Raw genomic sequence first — 1,038 nt, 5'->3', positions numbered from 1 at the left:
CTCTGACTGCCAAGGCATCCACCGTGTACGCTTAGTCACTTAACCATACAACCCCAAGAGGTTTCAATTTGCGTTCACTTTTCAAAAGTGAAGACAAAAAGGCGTATGGCAAACAACCAAGGTTTATTGTTGTCTCTTTATTATGAGCGAGACAACACTTCGATTTTGCCGGACTCAAATATAAACACCCTATGGGTGTTTCCAAGAACACTTGAATGTGTGTTGGTACCTACCTCTTTTCTCTAACAAAAGAGTAAGACATAGGATTTGAGAACTTTTAATTGAATAACAACGCTTATCCGAAGATAAGGGGATAGTTGTTATTCGTCAGCTTTCCAAATTGTTAAAGAGCAATGCTACTTTCTATCGAAGAATAGGCATTTTCTAAAGATTTTCAGTGCGCAAGTTAGGCGACAAAAATCCGAACCAGCAGCAAGAGTTTGATGTGGTTTGGATTAAACTTCCAAAAATACTTAGAGAATGGTGGGCGATACCGGGCTCGAACCAGTGACCCCCTGCTTGTAAGGCAGGTGCTCTCCCAACTGAGCTAATCGCCCATATTAGTTTTACTTCTTATAGGAAGAAGATTTCAAGAATGGTGGAGCTAAGCAGGATCGAACTGCTGACCTCCTGCGTGCAAGGCAGGCGCTCTCCCAGCTGAGCTATAGCCCCATCTTGAAATGGTGGGTCGTGCAGGATTCGAACCTGCGACCAATTGATTAAAAGTCAACTGCTCTACCAACTGAGCTAACGACCCAATGGTATCCCGTAGGGGAGTCGAACCCCTGTTACCGCCGTGAAAGGGCGGTGTCCTAGGCCTCTAGACGAACGGGACACTAGTATGAACGTTTGGGAACGCTCATTTCTCTTTACTTCATAAACCGTATCAATCTGTGTGGACACTCGTCTCGATAATCATCGTATAAGGAGGTGATCCAGCCCCAGGTTCCCCTAGGGCTACCTTGTTACGACTTCACCCCAGTCATGAACCACAAAGTGGTAAGCGTCCTCCCGAAGGTTAAACTACCTACTTCTTTT

The 1,038-nt window shown here is 45.1% G+C and carries 4 tRNA genes and 1 rRNA gene; all 5 read right to left on the bottom strand.

Annotated features, from left to right (window positions below):
- Window positions 1-481: 481 nt before the first annotated feature.
- Window positions 482-557, bottom strand: a tRNA-Val gene (locus HC752_RS24230).
- A gap of 39 nt (window positions 558-596) precedes the next feature.
- Window positions 597-672: transfer RNA gene (locus HC752_RS24225), tRNA-Ala, on the bottom strand.
- Between the two features lie 9 nt (window positions 673-681).
- A tRNA-Lys gene (locus HC752_RS24220) sits at window positions 682-757 on the bottom strand.
- 2 nt (window positions 758-759) lie between these two features.
- Window positions 760-835: transfer RNA gene (locus HC752_RS24215), tRNA-Glu, on the bottom strand.
- Between the two features lie 88 nt (window positions 836-923).
- Window positions 924-1,038: ribosomal RNA gene (locus HC752_RS24210) — 16S ribosomal RNA — on the bottom strand; the annotation flags it as partial.

It is taken from the genome of Vibrio sp. S9_S30, from assembly GCF_014694455.1.
Classification (GTDB): Bacteria; Pseudomonadota; Gammaproteobacteria; order Enterobacterales; family Vibrionaceae; genus Vibrio.
The sequence above is the reverse complement of the archived record's forward strand: the minus strand, read 5'-3'. Positions and strand labels throughout refer to the sequence as shown.